This is a genomic window from Exiguobacterium sp. s101, assembly GCF_018617835.1.
Lineage (GTDB): Bacteria > Bacillota > Bacilli > Exiguobacteriales > Exiguobacteriaceae > Exiguobacterium > Exiguobacterium marinum.
Window position 1 is genome coordinate 133,380 of sequence record NZ_JACSKX010000002.1, and the last position, 15,726, is coordinate 149,105.

The window sequence follows — 15,726 nt, forward strand, 5'->3', positions numbered from 1 at the left end:
GGGAGTTGGCCTTTTCCTTTGTAAGAAACTGTAAACGGTTACATATTCGGAATTTATGGGGAACACTCAATGTCTGGCTCAACACTTATTTTGATCGCTTTAGCCGGGATCTTCTTGCTTTTATTTTTAGTCATTCGCACAAAGCTTCATGCATTCGTTTCATTGTTACTTGTCAGTCTCATCGTCGGGGTCGCGGCCGGCATGCCACTCGGGGACGTCATCGCTTCCATCCAGAGCGGGATGGGCGGAACGCTCGGCTTCGTCGCCGTCGTCGTCGGTCTCGGTGCGATGTTCGGGAAGATGCTCGAGGTGTCAGGTGGAGCGGAACGCCTCGCCCAGACGATCGTCAGTAAGTTCGGAGAAGATAAAGCGCAATGGGCACTCGGGATTACAGGCTTCATCGTCGCCGTCCTGGTCTTCTTTGATGTTGGATTCATCATTCTCGTCCCAATCGTATACGGTCTCGCCAAAAAGACGGGACGTTCGCTTCTCTACTACGGGATTCCGCTCCTCGCAGGTCTTGCAGTCACGCATAGCTTCATCCCACCGACACCTAGTCCAATCGCCGTGGCCAACTTGATTGGTGCTGACCTCGGATGGGTCATCTTGTTCGGTGTCCTCGCCGGGATTCCATCCATGATTTTAGCAGGTCCTGTTTTTGGGAAGTATATTGCTAAGAAGATTCATGTGACGATTCCGGATTACATGGAATTCAAAGAAATCGATACATCGAAAGAATTGCCGAGCTTCAAAAAGATCTTGTCGCTCATCTTGATCCCGCTCGTGTTGATTTTAGCGAACACGCTCTCTGCGGACTCTTGGACGAAAGCAACGCCGTCCGTGATTTCTTGACGTTCCTCGGACATCCATTCGTTTCCTTGACGATCGCGACGCTTCTCACGTTCGTCTTCCTCGGGACACGCCGTGGGTATTCACGTGACGAGGTTCAAGAAATCGCAACGAAAGCACTCGAACCAGCCGGGATCATCATCCTCGTCACAGGGGCCGGTGGTGTGTTCAAACAAGTACTCATCGACTCAGGTGTCGGTGACGTCCTCGGTGAAATGATGGCCGGTTCACCACTTCCGGCAATCGTCCTCGCCTTCTTGATTGCAACGGTCGTCCGTGTCGCCCAAGGGTCGGCAATGGTCTCGATGGTCACAGCAGCGGGACTCATCACACCGCTACTCGAAATCCAAAACATCACGGGCGCGGCACTCGGTTTGATCGTCATCGCCATCGCCTCAGGAGCGATTGTCCTCTCGCACGTCAACGATTCAGGTTTTTGGCTCGTCAACCGTTACTTCGGTCTCGATGTGAAAGACACGCTCAAGTCATGGACGATCATGGAAACGATTATCGGACTCACCGGCTTCGCCGTCGTGTTCTTGATTAGTCTATTTATCATCTAAGTTAGGAAGTGATTATGTGTTTACGATTGGGGTCGATATCGGGACGACGAGTACGAAAGCTGTCCTGTTCAACGGTCATCAACAACTGGCGGTACATAACGTGTTGTACCCGCTTCTCACGCCCGGTACGGAGACGGCCGAGCAAGATCCGGTCGTCATCTATGGGGCCGTGCTCGAAGCCGTCTCGGCGGTCCGCGCCAAAGCGGATGGTCCGATTCGCTTCGCATCATTCAGTTCAGCGATGCACAGCTTGATCGCACTCGACGCATTAGGACGTCCGCTCACAAACAGCATCACATGGGCCGACAGTCGTGCGAATCCGTATACGCAAGAAATCAAACGCGACTTTGATGCGAGCGCTCTCCATATGCGTACCGGCACACCCGTTCATCCGATGGCTCCGCTGTCGAAGTTACGTTGGCTGAAGGCGGAACATCTGGATGTGTTTGAACAGACAGATAAGTTCGTCTCCATCAAAGAGTATGTCTTCTATCGGTTGACGGGACGCTTCGTCGTCGACCACTCCATCGCTTCAGCGACGGGACTATTCAATTTGAAACAACGGGATTGGGATGCTGAAGCACTCGAAATCGCCGGTATGACGCCAGATCGTCTGTCAAAACTCGTTCCGACGACAGAAATTTTACACGTGACGCCTGACGTGACCGAGACACTCGGTTTTGACTTCCCGCTCGTCATCGGGGCAAGCGACGGCGTACTCTCAAATCTCGGTGTCGGTGCCTTCGAACAAGGTGTTGTCGCCGTGACAATCGGGACGAGTGGCGCCATTCGAACGGTCGTCTCGGAGCCTGTCGAAGACCCGAAAGGTCGCATCTTCTGTTATGCACTGACGGACAAACATTGGGTAATCGGTGGACCCGTCAATAACGGTGGCATCATCCTCCGTTGGCTCCGTGACGAGTTCGCGGCAAGTGAGGTCGAGACGGCGAAACGACTCGGGATTGATGCGTACGACGTGTTGACCCGAATCGCAGAAACGGTCAAACCAGGTGCGGACGGTCTCTTGTTCCATCCGTATTTGATGGGTGAACGGGCACCACTTTGGGATTCGAACGCCCGTGGTTCCTTCTTCGGACTCAGCATTCACCATAAACGCGAACACTTCATCCGTGCTGTGTTAGAAGGTGTCATCTTTAATCTCTATACGGTCATGCTCGCACTCGACGAGTTGACGGGCGCACCGAACCGGATTCATGCGACGGGTGGATTCGCCCAGTCGAGCCTATGGCGCCAGATGATGGCAGACATCTTCGATACGCCGGTCGTCGTGCCGGAAAGTCACGAAAGTTCATGCCTCGGGGCCGTCATGCTCGGGGAGTATGCCTTTGGGGACATTCAGGAGTTTCAAGAGGTTCCGCAAGTGACCCATGAGCATGCACCGAACATGGAAGCAACGAACGTATATCGCGAACTCTTGCCAATCTACATTCGTCTGTCGCGTCATCTATCGGAAGAATATGAAGCCATTTCAGCCTTTCAGCGGAAGCATGTATGAAGACAAACCGAGTCCTTCAAGGGCTCGGTTTTTTGAATGGGAACAGGAGATTTCGTTACAAGTGTGGAACATATGAGCGAGATTGAACTGTGGAAAGTAAAGAAGGGATTGATGGAATTGGCGATCGCAATCGGATATCTCATCGCAAGTATAGGCGCGTTCGTGGCGTATTGGTTTAGTACGGGCGAATCACGAAACACAAAATTTAAAATATGGGGAGTCGCTCTCATGATTCCTATTTCACCGGCCTTGGCCTTTTCAATCGGACTCTCCTACGCAATGAGTGTGCAGAACGGTTGGGCCGCACTAATCATGTGGTTCATTTTTCCTGTGATTTTCTTTAGTGGTCTTGCTCTTCTATTGGTCGGTCTATTCAAAAAAGAAAAGAAGATGGTTTGAATGATATGACCATAACACTTACGACAACCCGCTGTCTCATCCGTCCGTTTGAACGACAAGACATCGAGTCGTTCACGACGTATCGGAACGACTTGGACTGGATGAAGCATCAGTCATTCAAAGGACTTAGCTACGTAGAATACGAAAACGCCCTACTCGGCGAACAATCGCTTCTTCAAGGCGCGCAACTCGCCATCATCGACCAAGTGACCGGTGAACTGATAGGGGATGTGTATATCCAGCAGGAAGGTACAACATATTGGAGCGGTTACACGATTTCGCCCACTCACGCTCGAAAAGGCTATGCGTTCGAGGTGATGTCGGAGTTGATTCGTCACTTGGCCGACCGAGGAGCGGAAGCGTTCAAAGCCGGTGTCTTAGAGGAGAACGTGGCGTCCATCGCATTATTGAGAAAATTGAACTTCACTTATCTCACGACAGAGATGGATGAACAGATTTATCAGCTCGGTGTCTCGGATGTGTGATTAGGTCGGTTACATAGGTCGCTTATTTTGACTCAAGGGATAAATGAAAAGACGACTGTGATTCACCTTGTGTCTCCAACTTCTCGTAAAAAACACATCATATAAAGATACTTCCTCTTCCCATTGGCAATACCAATTGAGACGGAGATATGAATTCCGTGCTTATTCAAAGTAAGTCGATTATTATCATTCTACATACCACCAAAAAATCGAGCCTTGATTGGACTCGACTCAAATTTAGTTTTGATATGTCACCATCACAAATTGACCGGATGCACGCTGATTCGTCAGTTGAAGTTTCGTCTCTTTTGTGCCTTCTGGAAAGAGAGGGATTCCCTCCCCTAACACGACCGGCGCAATCGCAATCTCATAACGGTCAATCAACTCATGTTCCATCGCCGCTTTGATGACTTTCCCACCACCGATGAGCCAGATATCTTGATCGACTTCTCCTTTCAACCGATCAATCAATTCTTCGATTGGTTCATCCGTGAACGTGACATGCTTGGCTTCACGGTCAAGCTGACGTGTCAAAATATAGTTCGGGATATTTGGATACGGATATTCTTCTGAGAGTTGCAATACTTCCTCATACGTCTTCCGTCCCATGATGACGGCACCAATCGTTTTGAAAAATTCTGCATACCCGTTGTCCCCATCTCCCTCCACCGCGTACAACCAATCGAGCTGGTCGTTCGACCGAGCAATCTTTCCGTCTAAACTCATCGCAATATATAACACTACATTTGGCATCGTATCTTCCTCCTTGATTCGTGATATAGTCAGCTTAACGAATAAACACGACAAAAGATGACGGGAATGGTCACGATGAAAAAAAGACATTTACAACTGATTCGGCTACTCAATCGTGGACGACGTGTTACCGCAGAAGAACTGTCTCAAGAGACAGGCGCCTCCATCCGCACGATTCAACGAGATATGCTGTCACTTGAAGAACTCGGGTATCCGATTTGGAGCGTGCCCGGGATTGGTGGGGGCTATGAGATGTTACCGAATCGCTTGTTGCCGCCACTCCACCTCCGCGAACAAGAAGCAGTCGCCCTTTATCTCACGCTCAAATGGATGGAACAAATCCCCGACGTGCCATTCGGTGATATAAGAAACACGCTGTCCGACTGGTACGCGAACGAATTACCACAAGACTTGGAGACAAAGATTCATCGCTTGGAACGAAACATCCTGTGGCTCTGGAACAAACAGATTCCAAAGGCTCCGTTCACGAAAAACACCTATCAGGCGGTTGAACATCGAAACAAGATAGAGATAGCGTATCGAACGACTAAAGGACAACGCACGTTCACCGTCGCGCCGGTCGGCATGGCACTCCTTGACTTGAAGTGGTACGTCTTCGGGCTCTCCGAACGAGGACTCCGTCAATATCGGGTTGATCGCATCGAAGCGGTACAATTGCTGGAAGAAACGTTTGAATCCGAAGACTTGGTGACATTACTACAGGCAAGTGACGAACGGGTCGGTGTGACCGTTGCACTCGAACTGACGCCACTCGGTCGTCGTTTACTTGAAGATATATTACCCGATATCGACGAATTGAATGAGTGGGTTGTCCCTAAAGAAGAGCTTCCGTTTTTGTCGAGACAGCTGTTGAAGGCTGGAGCGGAAGTGGAGGTCAAGGCGCCGAGTGCGTTGCGGGAGATGATGAAGGAGCATACAAAACGCCTTGCCGCATTATACGTATAAAGACTGAAACGGCCCAACCTTTGAGGTTGAGCCATTTGTCAGTTTGCTTCATCCATTTCTTTGTGGATCCGTAACAATTCATTTTTGTATAGGTCAGAACGACCTCCAAAAATCGCTTGAATGTTGTTTTTCACTTTGACGACTCCCGCCGCCCCAAGTGCTTTTAATTCGTCTTCATCGATTTGAGAGACATCTCTCACTTCAACACGTAGTCGTGTGAAGCAAGCGTCGATATCGAGAATGTTCTCTCGGCCCCCAAGTGCCTCCTCAATCGCGAGTGCTGTCGTTTGAATCGCTGACTGACCTGACTTTTTATCATTGTAATCTTTCCGTGTATACAGTTTCGCTTCTTGTCCACCTCGACCAGGTGTCGCCAAGTTCCACTTCTTGATGGCAAATGTAAAGATACTATAGTAAACGATGAAGAACCCAATGCCGACGACGATATTCATCCACCAACGCGGTGTTCCTGGTAAGACGTTTACTAAAATATAGTCAATCAACCCCGATCCTCCAGCCCAACCGATATGTGTATCGAGCGCATACATGAGCGCGAAGGAAATCCCTGTCAACACGCTATGGATAACATACAGGATTGGTGCCACGAATAAAAAAGTGAACTCAATCGGTTCTGTGATCCCTGTTAAAAAGGCTGTACCGGCTGCGGCAATCAACAACCCTCTTACAACGGGACGTTTGTCCGGATCAGCCTGACGATACATCGCGAGCGCCGCCCCGAGTAAACCAAACATAATGATCGGGAACTTACCAGACATGAAGCGACCCGCCGTCACTTCAACACCTTCAGCAATCTGAGCGAGGAAAATATATTGATCGCCGTTCACTACCGCATCACCGACCGTCGCTGTTCCACCGAGAGATGTCCACAGGAACGGGGCATACCAAATATGATGTAATCCTGTCGGAATCAATAACCGCTCCAACATTCCATATAACCCAACGTATGCCGGATTGGTCGCATCACTTGCGATGACGTTTGCCATTGAAGTCAATGCCGATTGAATCGGTGGCCAAATGAGCATCATGACAAATCCAAGTAAAATGGAGAAGAAGACCATCACAATCCCGACAGAACGATCACCTGCAAAGAACCCTAACACTTCTGGCGGATTGAACGTATGGAACTTTTTATATACCCAAACTGCGAGCAACCCGACTGCAATCCCTCCGAGCACACCGGTTTCAAGGGAAGGAATACCAAGTAACATCCCGTATTCCCCACTCTCAGCAGCCATTTCTGCCGTGATGCCAAGTGAGATCGAGATTGTCGTATTCATAATGACATATCCGACGAGTGCTGCGAGTGCGGCAATCCCTGATCCCCCTGACAAACCAACTGCGACGCCGATGGCAAAAATGATTGGTAAGTTCGCAAAGATGCTTAGACCGATTTGTAACATCCCAGCACTGATTGCTTCTACCGTTCCGTTCTGTAAAAAAGTCCAACTATCCGCTAAGGGACCTGTGAGTGCTGCACCTAGTCCCAGCAAAATTCCGGCAGCCGGCAACAAAGCGACCGGTACCATGAGCGCTTTCCCGAACTTTTGAAAAACTCCAAACCATTGACTCATTCGATTCACTCCTCATATTGTAAGCGTTATCAATCTAGACAATGAGAAAGGGGATTTTCTCCCCTCTCTAGTTACCGCATCGCTACTGTCTCACCCGATTTTAATTCCGGCCAGTACGTTCTGTTTTCTTCAATCAAATCATCTAAGATTCGACGAGCCACCGGTGCATCGACGACTGTACGATTGAGTGTGAGCGCTTGAAGTGCCTTCTCATAACTGTTTTCAAAGTATGCGTCGACGACAAGTTGCTCATACGCTAGTTGCCCTTCAATCATGCCTTTATAGAAACGTGGGATTTTCCCGACTGCGAATGGTTTTGGACCACGATTTGTGAGCATCGCCGGTACTTCAACCATCGCATCGTCTGGTAAGTTCGAAATGATCCCGTCATTTTTCACCATGACGATGAAAATATCACCGTTATTGTAAGCTAACGATGCCGCAACTCGAATCATGTAACAACCGTGAATATCGACTTCTAGGTGGACGTTCTCGAGCGAGTCGTCCGCAATGATTTGGTCACACATTGAGAAGACACGTTCTTGACGGCCGTTGATCACTTGTCGTGCCCGTGTGTTCGTGACGTCCTCTTTTTCTGCCATATCAGATGGATACAAGTAATATTGAAGATACGTGTTCGGCAAGTACTCTGGGAAGTCTGTAAGCATCTTCTCGACTTGCTTGAACGTCTTGATCCACGACGGATCATTCGCAATCTCTGAATCTTCTGGAATGAAGCCGTCTTCTAAAATGGCACGTTTGATATCTTCCGTTAATTCATTTCCTTCTTTATCAAAGATGCCTGTAAACCAGCCAAAGTGATTCAGTCCGAAATATTCCGGGACGAGATCCCAAATCTCTTTACCTAGAATTTTCGCATAGCTCACCATAATTGCTGCCGGCATATCACAAATATTTAATATTTTTTGATCGTCCGGGTACGCACGTTTGAGCGCCTCGGCGACAATCGCAGCAGGGTTCGTATAGTTTAAGATCCAGCCATCCGGTGAGCCGGCGCGAATGTCAGAGATGAGTTCAATCATATCTCCGATTGAGCGCATCCCGTATGACATTCCGCCCGGTCCACACGTTTCTTGTCCCACCACGCCATGACGAAGCGGAATCTGTTCATCTTTTTCGCGCATCTCCAAGCCACCTGTCCGAATCTGAACGAAGAAGAAATCCTTATCTTTGAAGGCATATTCTTTGTCCGTCGTGTATTCGAACGACTCAAGTTCTGGATAATGCTCACGCAAGATGACTTCACTTGCTTTCGCGACACGTTCTTGACGTAATTCATCTGTATCGTAAAACGTGATGGAACGAAGTGGGAAGTGTGCTTTCTCCTCAATCAAACTCATGATCATGCCGATTGTGTACGTACTACCTCCACCGACGACTACGAGACGCTGTGGTGTTTTCATATGTGCGTTCCCCTTTCAATACATATCTAATTGATTACAATACAAATTTAATACATATTATTTAAGTCGTCAACACCTTTTTGAAAACGTTTTATTTTTGTATACTATGAGTAATGAATGTATGAGATCAGGAGGTTATCCACATGAAAGCCAAATCTCCGCTATACCAGCGGATTGCTCAGGAGATGCGCACGTTTATCGAGGCAGGCGATTGGGCGCCCGGTGAAGCGATTCCGACAGAAGCACAACTCGTCGAGGAATTCAAAGCAAGTCGAGTCACCGTTCGACAAGCCGTCAAACTACTTCAAGAAGAAGGTCTACTTTGGAAGCGACAAGGGAGCGGCACGTATGTGCAATCCGAAAAGATTGAACATAATATGTACGAATTAAAAAGCTTCACTGAAGATATGAAACGGGAAGGAAAGGAAGTCACGAGTAAAGTACTCACTTTCACCGTCCAACCTCCGACTGAAAAAATAAGGGAAATACTCGAACTCGATGAAGATGCTCTTGTCTACTACATTCGCCGTCTACGCTTTGCGAACGGAGAGCCGCTCATTGTCGAAGATACGTATCTTCCGCTCCAATTGTTCCCGGATTTAACGTACGAGGTAATGACACGTTCGAAGTACGATTACATTGAAAACGTCAAGAACTTGAAGATTGCCGACAGTGTTCAAGAATTTATCCCGGTCTTACCGGCGAAAGAAATTGCTGAAATGCTCGAGGTGAGCGATCGAACGCCAATACTAAAAGTCGAACTTTATTCATTTCTCATGGACGGTAGTCGATTTGAGTTCACCGAAACCTATTTCAAGAGTGAAGAATATCGCTTTATCATTCGAGCAGGGAGAAGACATGAAACCACAAACACCCAGTGAATCCAACGATTCACTGGGTGTTTTGAAATGCTAACTTATATACTTCAATATTTATCCTACAGACTTATGCTATTCCAGCTGCTTTACGGATTCGAATAGACGTTCAGCATTTTTAGGACTACTCGTCAGGTAAATGGTTTCTAACAAGCTATTTTATGAACCGATTCGATTGAAAGGTCAATGGCGACTAGTTCGTGGAAAAGTGGTCACTTCCCGCGAGGAAGAGGGATAGTCGTATGGGATTGCAGCCCTCGATTTCTCAGAACTTCTTCTTTACGTCATACAGGCCATTCCACGATTGCTTTTTCGCTTTTTTGGATAAGAAAACCCCTCAGAAATCTGAGGGGCCCAACATCACATATCCAAATCCGTGAACGCGAGCGGGACGAGTTCCCCAAGCGTCACTTCTTTCACATCGGCGTTGCCGTTTGTGAGGAGTACTTTTAAGTCAGGATCGCCGAACTCGACCATGACTTGGCGGCAGATGCTGCAAGGTGGCAAGAAGTCTTCCGTGTCACCAGACACGGCAACCGCTTCGAAGTCACCTTTTTTATATCCTTGAGCGACTGCTGTGAAAATCGCTGTACGCTCTGCACAGTTTGTTGCTCCGAACGAAACGTTCTCGACGTTGACGCCGTCGATGACCGTACCGTCCTTCATGAGAAGTGCCGCACCGACGCGGAACTTCGAATATGGTGAATACGCATTGTCCTTCAATTGGCGTGCGCGTTCGACTAATTGTTGTTGGTTCATCTAAGTCATTCCTCTCGAATATCGAATGAACTGATGCCAGTCCCCATGCCTCTCATTTTTAGGCAGGATTTTTAGCATACACCCACCCCGAAGAGAAGTCAATGACTTTTTACAAACGCTTTCATGAATGAACAAAAAAAGAAGGAGCGCTCACCCCTTCTTGACTCTCTATACGTAGTTATACCAATTCAAGTTGCGCGACGGGCGCTTCTTCTGTTTCTGTCTGCACGTGATGACGACCAATCGGAATGACGGACGGTGAACCGGATACCGGGTCACACATGACCGAGCAGCGAAGGTTGAAGACCCGATGAATCAAATCACACGTGATGACGTTCGATGGCTTCCCTTCGGCAATCAACTTCCCTTTATCGAGTGCCAAGATATAGTCCGCATAACGCGCCGACAAGTTGATATCGTGAAGCACCATGACGATCGTCGTCCCGTACTTTCGGTTCAAGTCCGTCAACAAGTCGAGAATTTCGACTTGATATGTGATATCTAGATATGTCGTCGGTTCATCTAAAAAGAGGACGTCCGTCTGTTGGGCAAGTGCCATCGCAATCCAGACGCGTTGACGCTGTCCGCCTGACAACTCATCAATCGGACGGTCCGCGAACTCGGTGATGTTCATCATCTCCATCGCTTCAGCGACAGCCTCGTAATCGGCTTTCGTCCACCCCTTCAAGAATGATTGATGCGGATAACGGCCGCGACCGACGAGATCGGCGACCGTGATGCCTTCCGGTACGACCGGGGACTGTGGCAACATCCCGAGGATACGCGCTAGCTTTTTCGGTGCCATCTTCGAGATCGGCTTGTCATAAAGCGTCACTTGACCGGCACTCGGTTTGATGAGGCGTGCCATCGTCTTCAGTAGCGTCGACTTCCCGCAACCGTTCGCACCGATGATGATGCTGATCTGATTGCTCGGAATTTCAAGGCTGATATCGTTCAAAATCATCTTGTCCTCGTATCCTGAGGTGAGATGTTCCACTTTCATAATGGTTGCCATTTAGAAGTCCCCTTTCTGGTTCATCCGAATCAACAAGTATAAGAGATAAGGCGCGCCGATGATGCCGGTGATGACACCGACCGGATAACGTGCCGTGAAGGCGAATTGTCCGACGAGGTCAGCCGCGAGCACTAAGATAATCCCGACAAGCGCCGCTGGGAGGATTCCCGCATGGTTCATTCCGACGAGACGTTTCGCGATGGGCCCTGCCAAGAAGGCAATAAACGCAATCGGTCCCGTTGTCGCTGTTGCAAGGGCGAGCATGAATACTGCCGCCACAATGAGTAGAAGTCTGGTCTGGTTCGTGTTGATTCCAAGCCCTGTCGCCGCCATTTCTCCCAGCTCGAGCATTTCAAGCTGACGGGTAAGTAACAGTACAATCGGTAAACAGATGAGTACCGTGATGATTAAAGGTGGCAACTCCTCAAGTTTCGCCCCATTTAAACTTCCTGTCAACCATCGCATCGCCATCGCGACATCGTTTTGTCGGCTGATTAGCAGTAAATAGTTGATAACGGCTGTGAGCATCGCTTGAATCCCAATCCCCACTAATACGAGACGACCAATGGAGAACGCGGCACCTTTGGATAGGAAATAGATGACGAGCACGGTGACGAGCCCTCCGATAATCGAGGCAATCGAGATGATGGCCTCACTCGACTGAAGGACGACGATACAGAAGACAGCCGCCGCACTCGAACCGGTCGTGATTCCGATGACGTTCGGGTTGGCGAGCGGGTTACGGAGCATCGTTTGGAAAATCGTTCCCGCGGCCCCGAATGCCGCTCCGGCGAAGACGCCGGCGAGCATACGCGGGAGACGAAGTACCTCTACGGCGAACGTCGCTCCTTTTACGTCTTCCCCGAGCAAGACGCGGATGACATCTTGAACGGGATAAATCGTATTGCCCAACATGAGCATCAACCCGCTCAATGCTACCGCTATGATGGTCAAAAGAAGCGTCATCCCGACATAACGACGGCGTCGCTTCATGCGACCTTGTCTGATTTGTTCAATCGCTGGTTGCATCATAGTCCTCTTACTTTCACTTTCATTGTCAATAGAATCAAGATTGGTGCCCCGATGAACGCCGTCACAATCCCGACCTCAAGTTCACCCGGACTTCCAAGCAAACGTCCGATGACATCCGAGAAGGTCAGAATGATGGCACCTGCCAAGGCAGACATCGGCATGAGGTAGCGTTGGTCAGGACCGAGCACGAGTCGAATCAAATGCGGGGCGAGAAGTCCGATAAACCCAATCGGTCCAGCGAGTGCCGTCGCAGCCCCACACAGAATCACGCCTGCGAACGAGGCGGTCAACTTCAATGTCCCCGTCCGAACACCAAGACTCTTCGCCATCTCCTCCCCGAGCGCAAGTGCGTTCAAGGAAGGTGCGGTCACTACCGCAATCACGAGACCGATTAGAAGAAACGGTAAAAATGTATAAATCGAATCCAGATTTCCCGCACCGACACTCCCCACTTGCCAAAAGCGGAATTGGTCCATGACGTTTGAGCGTGGAATCATAAGAGCCATGACGAGCGACGATAATGCTGCACTTGTCGCCGCTCCCGCCAAGACGAGTTTGAGCGGGGTCGCCCCTCCCCTTCCGAGTGAACCGATGCCGAAAACGAAAATGGCCGTCAATAGCGCCCCGACAAGCGCAAACCAGATGAACGCACTCGCCGTCGCGATGTTGAAGAACGCGATTCCAATGACGACGGCGAGGGCCGCTCCCGTGTTGACCCCAAGAATACTCGGGTCAGCGATCGGGTTACGCGTCACCGACTGCATGAGTGCACCCGCCACACCGAGTGCTGCGCCACACATAAAACTGAAAATTGTCCGGACGACCCGCTCCCGGACAATGTCTGCCTCATACGACTGAACAGCCGGACGGAATAAACCGTCCAGCAGTTCATTCCACCCGACTGTTCGAGAGCCGAAGGCAAGGGATGCCACGATGCATAGCACCGTCAGTACGAGCGTCCCAACTAACAGGAGCGGGAAGTACTTCGGGGTATACATCTGTTTCACCTGATTTTGCATCATTTTACTTTCGCAAGGGCATCCGATACGCGTGAAACGTACTCATCAATCGTATATTCAATCGAGAGTGGCGTCGGTGTTCCAGCCGCTGCGAGTGGCGTGTTGTCTTCAATCAATACGACCGATCCGCGTTCGATGGCTGGTACTTTACTGTAAAGCGGGTCTGCTTGAAGCGCCTTCAACGTGTCTTCATTTCCGTATGCGACGAAGATGTCGACGTCGTTCAAAATGTCGGCGTTCTCTTTGCTGAACTCGAGATAGAAGCTATTTTCTTTTTCAGCCTCGTCGACAATGTTTTGTGGGTACTCCATGCCGAGTTCTTCGATGAAGGCACCACGAGGATCACCTGTTGTATAGATATAGAATTTTGAAAGATCTTCTGCACTCATCGAGACGAAAGCGGCTTTCTTTCCAGCAATCTCAGGAACGGCTGTCGCTTTGTCAGTAATCAACTGCTCCGTGTCTTTGATTAACTGTTCACCTTCTTCACCAAGTCCCATTGCGAGCGAGTCATAACGAACCATGTCTTGCCATGAGGTGACCCAAGGTGTTTCTTGATATGCCACGACCGGTGCGATTTGGCTAAGCGTGTCATAGTCTTCTTGCGTGATGCCTGAGTAGGCGGCCAAGATGACATCTGGATTTGAATCTGCGATTGCTTCAAAGTCTAATCCGTCCGTGTCTTGATAGATGTTCGGGTTCTCTTCGCCAAGCGCTGTCAACTTCTCTGCTGTCCATGGGAGCATCCCGCTATCATCTTGGACACCGTAGTTCGCAGCTGAAAATCCGACCGGTACGACATCGAGTGCAAGTGCGACATCATGGTTTCCCCACGAAATCGTTGCGACACGCTCTGGTTTTTCTTCGATGACAGTCTCACCGAACGCATGCTCGATTGTGATTGGATATCCTTCTGCTGATTCTTCTGTCCCTTCGTTCGTGGAAGCGTTCTCAGCTTCTTCCGAACCACAGCCGGCTAAGATGAGTGCAAACGCTGAAGCAAAAATAAACATATGTAACCACTTCTTCATTGTCTTGTTCACGTGTTTCTTCTCCTTTTTCAACTTCTCTATTTTCTCGATACTGATAATCATTATCAGTTATGAGTATAGACTTGCTATTCCTTCGTGTCAACTGCTATTCGATATAGAAAAATGAAAAAACCTGTCGTTTTAGGACAGGTTTATCAGGACTTTCGATGTTGTCGCATGACGTCCGCGATCGGTTCATCTTGTTTTTCAAGCTCCGATACGATCCGTTCATGGTCCACGTCGTTTCGGTTTTGGCTCAACTTGAACGTCGCCTGCATATCCGTGATGTCGATCCGAAACCCGACGACGCCGTGCATTTGCCGTTTTACTGGTTCTGATAATGTATCCCAACGCACTGCATGCTCACGTTCCCCTTCATGCTCTTGGAGCAATCCTGAAAGTTCCTCCACTAATTCTTTCTCATTGAGAATCGTCGCACGTCCGTACACGTGTACGGCTTGATAGTTCCATGTCGAAACGTCCTCATGGCCGTACCATGACGCCGACACGTAAGCGTTTGGTCCTTGAAATATGACGAGAACGGTTTGATTTTCAATCGTTCGCCACTGCGGATTCGCTTTCGCAATATGCGTCGTCAATTGACTGTTCGCCTCATCGAATCGTAACGGGACATGTGTCGCAATCGGTTTGTCCCCATCATGAGTCACGATCGTACCGAACGGATGGGCATGGAGAAATGCGTAAATCTCAGCTCGCTCTTTGACGGAATATTGATTTGGAATATACATGCCGGACCCCCTTTCTCCTATTATGTTCTGATCAAGTCGGGTATAACGACACAGAAGGAGGAATGTTATTTATGAAACCAACGATTAAAGCCATCGTCTTTGACGTATACGGCACCTTATTCGACGTCCATTCGGTGAAGGATGCCTGTGAACAAGAGTTCCCTGAAAAGGGAGCAGCCATCAGCCAAGTATGGCGGACGAAACAACTCGAGTATTTCTTTTGGCGGCACATGATGGGGCGTTATGAAGATTTCGATACAGTGACCCAGGACGCACTCCGTTACGCGCTCGCCGTGCATGACGCAACATCGACGGAGGAAATTGAACAACGTCTGATCGCATCGTATGCGCACCTCACCCCGTATGAAGAGGTCGAGTCGGTCCTAAAAGAGCTGCATGACGTGAAGACCGTCATCCTCTCGAACGGGACGGACGAGATGCTCAAGGCATTGCTTCACAACGCCAGTCTTAGTGATTATTTCGATGAAGTTGTCAGCGTTGACGGCATCAAACAACCGAAACCGACGCCTGCCGCCTACATGCACTGGTTCAAGACGTCCGGTCTTCGTCGTGACGAGGTGCTCTTTTTATCCTCGAACGGCTGGGACATCGCCGGGGCGAAAAATTTTGGATTCCATGCGGCCTGGATCAATCGGAATGACTTACCATTTGAAAGCATTTGATATAGAACCAAATGCC

Annotated in this window: 15 protein-coding genes and 1 pseudogene; 7 read left to right on the forward strand and 9 right to left on the reverse strand. The window is 49.3% G+C overall.

Annotated elements, in window-relative coordinates:
* Window positions 1–69: 69 nt before the first annotated feature.
* The 4 genes and pseudogenes from KNO76_RS02805 (at window position 70) to KNO76_RS02820 (ending at window position 3,812) form a co-directional block, all read left to right on the forward strand.
* Window positions 70–1,412 (forward strand): annotated as a pseudogene (locus KNO76_RS02805) (GntT/GntP/DsdX family permease).
* A gap of 16 nt (window positions 1,413–1,428) precedes the next feature.
* Window positions 1,429–2,928, forward strand: coding sequence for a gluconokinase (gntK, locus tag KNO76_RS02810; protein WP_214882316.1), 1,500 nt, complete (start codon window positions 1,429–1,431; stop codon window positions 2,926–2,928).
* 72 nt (window positions 2,929–3,000) lie between these two features.
* A complete protein-coding gene (locus KNO76_RS02815) occupies window positions 3,001–3,327 on the forward strand; it encodes a hypothetical protein (protein WP_251125136.1) in 327 nt (108 codons plus the stop codon).
* A gap of 5 nt (window positions 3,328–3,332) precedes the next feature.
* Window positions 3,333–3,812 carry a GNAT family N-acetyltransferase gene (locus KNO76_RS02820; RefSeq protein WP_251127857.1) on the forward strand — a complete coding sequence of 160 codons (480 nt, stop codon included), beginning with the start codon at window positions 3,333–3,335 and terminating at the stop codon, window positions 3,810–3,812.
* Between the two features lie 237 nt (window positions 3,813–4,049).
* Here KNO76_RS02820 and KNO76_RS02825 read toward each other — a convergent pair whose 3' ends face one another.
* Window positions 4,050–4,565 carry a dihydrofolate reductase family protein gene (locus KNO76_RS02825; RefSeq protein WP_214882321.1) on the reverse strand — a complete coding sequence of 172 codons (516 nt, stop codon included), beginning with the start codon at window positions 4,563–4,565 and terminating at the stop codon, window positions 4,050–4,052.
* 75 nt (window positions 4,566–4,640) lie between these two features.
* Between KNO76_RS02825 and KNO76_RS02830 the strand changes: the two genes are divergently transcribed.
* Window positions 4,641–5,531 (forward strand): helix-turn-helix transcriptional regulator, encoded by an 891-nt coding sequence (locus KNO76_RS02830; RefSeq protein WP_214882324.1) that lies wholly within the window; start codon window positions 4,641–4,643, stop codon window positions 5,529–5,531.
* A gap of 38 nt (window positions 5,532–5,569) precedes the next feature.
* Here KNO76_RS02830 and KNO76_RS02835 read toward each other — a convergent pair whose 3' ends face one another.
* Both KNO76_RS02835 and KNO76_RS02840 read right to left on the reverse strand, forming a co-directional pair.
* Window positions 5,570–7,123: a PTS transporter subunit EIIC gene (locus KNO76_RS02835; RefSeq protein WP_214703217.1), complete on the reverse strand. Its 1,554-nt coding sequence runs from the start codon at window positions 7,121–7,123 to the stop codon at window positions 5,570–5,572.
* A 71-nt stretch (window positions 7,124–7,194) separates the two neighbouring features.
* Window positions 7,195–8,547, reverse strand: coding sequence for a 6-phospho-alpha-glucosidase (locus tag KNO76_RS02840; protein WP_214882327.1), 1,353 nt, complete (start codon window positions 8,545–8,547; stop codon window positions 7,195–7,197).
* 143 nt (window positions 8,548–8,690) lie between these two features.
* Here KNO76_RS02840 and KNO76_RS02845 point away from each other — a divergent pair, with 143 nt between their 5' ends.
* Window positions 8,691–9,428, forward strand: coding sequence for a GntR family transcriptional regulator (locus KNO76_RS02845; RefSeq protein WP_214878654.1), 738 nt, complete (start codon window positions 8,691–8,693; stop codon window positions 9,426–9,428).
* Between the two features lie 354 nt (window positions 9,429–9,782).
* Here KNO76_RS02845 and KNO76_RS02850 read toward each other — a convergent pair whose 3' ends face one another.
* The 6 genes from KNO76_RS02850 to KNO76_RS02875 form a co-directional block, all read right to left on the reverse strand.
* Window positions 9,783–10,181, reverse strand: coding sequence for a cytidine deaminase (locus tag KNO76_RS02850; protein WP_214882330.1), 399 nt, complete (start codon window positions 10,179–10,181; stop codon window positions 9,783–9,785).
* Between the two features lie 178 nt (window positions 10,182–10,359).
* Window positions 10,360–11,196, reverse strand: a complete 837-nt coding sequence (locus tag KNO76_RS02855; RefSeq protein WP_214882333.1) for an ABC transporter ATP-binding protein — start codon at window positions 11,194–11,196, stop codon at window positions 10,360–10,362.
* Window positions 11,197–12,228, reverse strand: coding sequence for a FecCD family ABC transporter permease (locus tag KNO76_RS02860; protein ID WP_214882335.1), 1,032 nt, complete (start codon window positions 12,226–12,228; stop codon window positions 11,197–11,199). It abuts the gene before it with no gap.
* Window positions 12,225–13,226 carry a FecCD family ABC transporter permease gene (locus KNO76_RS02865; protein WP_483297384.1) on the reverse strand — a complete coding sequence of 334 codons (1,002 nt, stop codon included), beginning with the start codon at window positions 13,224–13,226 and terminating at the stop codon, window positions 12,225–12,227. Before KNO76_RS02865 ends, KNO76_RS02860 begins: the two co-directional genes overlap by 4 nt.
* Window positions 13,227–13,246: 20 nt before the next feature.
* A complete protein-coding gene (locus KNO76_RS02870) occupies window positions 13,247–14,278 on the reverse strand; it encodes an iron-siderophore ABC transporter substrate-binding protein (RefSeq protein ID WP_214882625.1) in 1,032 nt (343 codons plus the stop codon).
* 155 nt (window positions 14,279–14,433) lie between these two features.
* Window positions 14,434–15,027, reverse strand: a complete 594-nt coding sequence (locus KNO76_RS02875; protein WP_214882338.1) for an FMN-binding negative transcriptional regulator — start codon at window positions 15,025–15,027, stop codon at window positions 14,434–14,436.
* A 71-nt stretch (window positions 15,028–15,098) separates the two neighbouring features.
* On the opposite strand from KNO76_RS02875, the gene KNO76_RS02880 reads away from it, so the two are divergent.
* Complete coding sequence (locus tag KNO76_RS02880) at window positions 15,099–15,710, forward strand: haloacid dehalogenase type II (protein ID WP_353047862.1); 612 nt, start codon at window positions 15,099–15,101, stop codon at window positions 15,708–15,710.
* The last annotated feature ends 16 nt before the right edge of the window (window positions 15,711–15,726 follow it).

What these genes read in the sequence shown, in the direction of transcription:
- KNO76_RS02865 (WP_483297384.1), bottom strand. Translation starts at nt 13,226, where the DNA reads ATGTATACCCCGAAGTACTTCCCGCTCCTGTTAGTTGGGACGCTCGTA.
- KNO76_RS02815 (WP_251125136.1), top strand. Translation starts at nt 3,001, where the DNA reads ATGAGCGAGATTGAACTGTGGAAAGTAAAGAAGGGATTGATGGAATTG.
- KNO76_RS02855 (WP_214882333.1), bottom strand. Translation starts at nt 11,196, where the DNA reads ATGGCAACCATTATGAAAGTGGAACATCTCACCTCAGGATACGAGGAC.
- KNO76_RS02825 (WP_214882321.1), bottom strand. Translation starts at nt 4,565, where the DNA reads ATGCCAAATGTAGTGTTATATATTGCGATGAGTTTAGACGGAAAGATT.
- KNO76_RS02860 (WP_214882335.1), bottom strand. Translation starts at nt 12,228, where the DNA reads ATGATGCAACCAGCGATTGAACAAATCAGACAAGGTCGCATGAAGCGA.
- KNO76_RS02820 (WP_251127857.1), top strand. Translation starts at nt 3,333, where the DNA reads ATGACCATAACACTTACGACAACCCGCTGTCTCATCCGTCCGTTTGAA.
- KNO76_RS02840 (WP_214882327.1), bottom strand. Translation starts at nt 8,547, where the DNA reads ATGAAAACACCACAGCGTCTCGTAGTCGTCGGTGGAGGTAGTACGTAC.
- KNO76_RS02845 (WP_214878654.1), top strand. Translation starts at nt 8,691, where the DNA reads ATGAAAGCCAAATCTCCGCTATACCAGCGGATTGCTCAGGAGATGCGC.
- KNO76_RS02880 (WP_353047862.1), top strand. Translation starts at nt 15,099, where the DNA reads ATGAAACCAACGATTAAAGCCATCGTCTTTGACGTATACGGCACCTTA.
- KNO76_RS02835 (WP_214703217.1), bottom strand. Translation starts at nt 7,123, where the DNA reads ATGAGTCAATGGTTTGGAGTTTTTCAAAAGTTCGGGAAAGCGCTCATG.
- KNO76_RS02850 (WP_214882330.1), bottom strand. Translation starts at nt 10,181, where the DNA reads ATGAACCAACAACAATTAGTCGAACGCGCACGCCAATTGAAGGACAAT.
- KNO76_RS02875 (WP_214882338.1), bottom strand. Translation starts at nt 15,027, where the DNA reads ATGTATATTCCAAATCAATATTCCGTCAAAGAGCGAGCTGAGATTTAC.
- KNO76_RS02870 (WP_214882625.1), bottom strand. Translation starts at nt 14,278, where the DNA reads ATGAAGAAGTGGTTACATATGTTTATTTTTGCTTCAGCGTTTGCACTC.
- KNO76_RS02830 (WP_214882324.1), top strand. Translation starts at nt 4,641, where the DNA reads ATGAAAAAAAGACATTTACAACTGATTCGGCTACTCAATCGTGGACGA.